Here is a 2,915-nt window from a genome sequence, read left to right as displayed (position 1 = left end):
TCTCAATACCACCAAAACACCTTTGGTGTTGTAAGGTTAAGCCTCACGGATCATTAGTACTGGTTAGCTCAATGCATCGCTGCACTTACACACCCAGCCTATCAACGTCATCGTCTTTAACGTTCCTTCAGGGGGCTTAAAGCCCCAGGGAAGACTCATCTCGAGGCAAGTTTCCCGCTTAGATGCTTTCAGCGGTTATCTCTTCCGAATTTAGCTACCGGGCAATGCCATTGGCATGACAACCCGAACACCAGTGATTCGTCCACTCCGGTCCTCTCGTACTAGGAGCAGCCCCTCTCAATCTTCCAACGCCCACGGCAGATAGGGACCGAACTGTCTCACGACGTTCTAAACCCAGCTCGCGTACCACTTTAAATGGCGAACAGCCATACCCTTGGGACCTACTTCAGCCCCAGGATGTGATGAGCCGACATCGAGGTGCCAAACACCGCCGTCGATATGAACTCTTGGGCGGTATCAGCCTGTTATCCCCGGAGTACCTTTTATCCGTTGAGCGATGGCCCTTCCATTCAGAACCACCGGATCACTAAGACCTACTTTCGTACCTGCTCGAGCCGTCACTCTCGCAGTCAAGCTAGCTTATGCCTTTGCACTAACCTCACGATGTCCGACCGTGATTAGCTAACCTTCGTGCTCCTCCGTTACTCTTTGGGAGGAGACCGCCCCAGTCAAACTACCCACCAGACACTGTCCTCACCCCGGATCACGGGGCCGAGTTAGAACATCAAACATTAAAGGGTGGTATTTCAAGGTTGGCTCCATGCAGACTGGCGTCCACACTTCGATGCCTCCCACCTATCCTACACATCAAGGCTCAATGTTCAGTGTCAAGCTATAGTAAAGGTTCACGGGGTCTTTCCGTCTTGCCGCGGGTACACTGCATCTTCACAGCGAGTTCAATTTCACTGAGTCTCGGGTGGAGACAGCCTGGCCATCATTACGCCATTCGTGCAGGTCGGAACTTACCCGACAAGGAATTTCGCTACCTTAGGACCGTTATAGTTACGGCCGCCGTTTACTGGGGCTTCGATCAAGAGCTTCGCCTTGCGGCTGACCCCATCAATTAACCTTCCAGCACCGGGCAGGCGTCACACCGTATACGTCCACTTTCGTGTTTGCACAGTGCTGTGTTTTTATTAAACAGTTGCAGCCAGCTGGTATCTGCGACTGGCTTCAGCTCCGAGAGCAAGTCTCTTCACCTAGCGCCAGCGTGCCTTCTCCCGAAGTTACGGCACCATTTTGCCTAGTTCCTTCACCCGAGTTCTCTCAAGCGCCTGAGTATTCTCTACCTGACCACCTGTGTCGGTTTGGGGTACGATTTCATGTTACCTGATGCTTAGAGGCTTTTCCTGGAAGCATGGCATCAACTACTTCTGCACCGTAGTGCATCGTCATCACACCTCAGCGTTGATAAGCAACCGGATTTACCAGGTCACTCCGCCTACATGCTTAAACCGGGACAACCGTCGCCCGGCTAGCCTAGCCTTCTCCGTCCCCCCTTCGCAGTAACACCAAGTACAGGAATATTAACCTGTTTCCCATCGACTACGCTTTTCAGCCTCGCCTTAGGGGTCGACTCACCCTGCCCCGATTAACGTTGGACAGGAACCCTTGGTCTTCCGGCGTGCGGGTTTTTCACCCGCATTATCGTTACTTATGTCAGCATTCGCACTTCTGATACCTCCAGCAGCCCTCACAGACTACCTTCAACGGCTTACAGAACGCTCCCCTACCCAACAACGCCTAAGCGTCGCTGCCGCAGCTTCGGTGCATGGTTTAGCCCCGTTACATCTTCCGCGCAGGCCGACTCGACCAGTGAGCTATTACGCTTTCTTTAAATGATGGCTGCTTCTAAGCCAACATCCTGGCTGTCTATGCCTTCCCACATCGTTTCCCACTTAACCATGACTTTGGGACCTTAGCTGGCGGTCTGGGTTGTTTCCCTCTTCACGACGGACGTTAGCACCCGCCGTGTGTCTCCCGTGATAACATTCTTCGGTATTCGGAGTTTGCATCGGTTTGGTAAGCCGGGATGGCCCCCTAGCCGAAACAGTGCTCTACCCCCGAAGATGAGTTCACGAGGCGCTACCTAAATAGCTTTCGGGGAGAACCAGCTATCTCCCGGTTTGATTGGCCTTTCACCCCCAGCCACAAGTCATCCGCTAATTTTTCAACATTAGTCGGTTCGGTCCTCCAGTTAGTGTTACCCAACCTTCAACCTGCCCATGGCTAGATCACCGGGTTTCGGGTCTATACCTTGCAACTAGACGCCCAGTTAAGACTCGGTTTCCCTACGGCTCCCCTATTCGGTTAACCTTGCTACAAAATATAAGTCGCTGACCCATTATACAAAAGGTACGCAGTCACACCACGAAGGTGCTCCCACTGCTTGTACGTACACGGTTTCAGGTTCTATTTCACTCCCCTCGCCGGGGTTCTTTTCGCCTTTCCCTCACGGTACTGGTTCACTATCGGTCAGTCAGGAGTATTTAGCCTTGGAGGATGGTCCCCCCATATTCAGACAGGATGTCACGTGTCCCGCCCTACTCATCGAGTTCACAGGAAGTGTGTTTTGGTGTACGGGACTATCACCCTGTACCGTGCGACTTTCCAGACGCTTCCACTAACACACCACCTGATTCAGACTCTGGGCTCCTCCCCGTTCGCTCGCCGCTACTGGGGGAATCTCGGTTGATTTCTTTTCCTCGGGGTACTTAGATGTTTCAGTTCCCCCGGTTCGCCTCGTTAGACTATGTATTCATCTAACGATAGTGCAACGAATTGCACTGGGTTTCCCCATTCGGGTATCGTCGGTTATTACGCTTCATATCAGCTTACCGACGCTTTTCGCAGATTAGCACGCCCTTCATCGCCTCTGACTGCCTAGGCATCCA

Annotated in this window: 1 rRNA gene; it reads right to left on the bottom strand. The window is 52.7% G+C overall.

The features are described 5' to 3' along the window. Positions 1-32: 32 nt before the first annotated feature. Positions 33-2,915 (bottom strand): 23S ribosomal RNA (locus BN68_RS22800).

It is taken from the genome of Yersinia massiliensis CCUG 53443 (assembly GCF_000312485.1).
Lineage (GTDB): Bacteria > Pseudomonadota > Gammaproteobacteria > Enterobacterales > Enterobacteriaceae > Yersinia > Yersinia massiliensis.
This window is presented reverse-complemented; position numbering and strand designations above follow the sequence as displayed.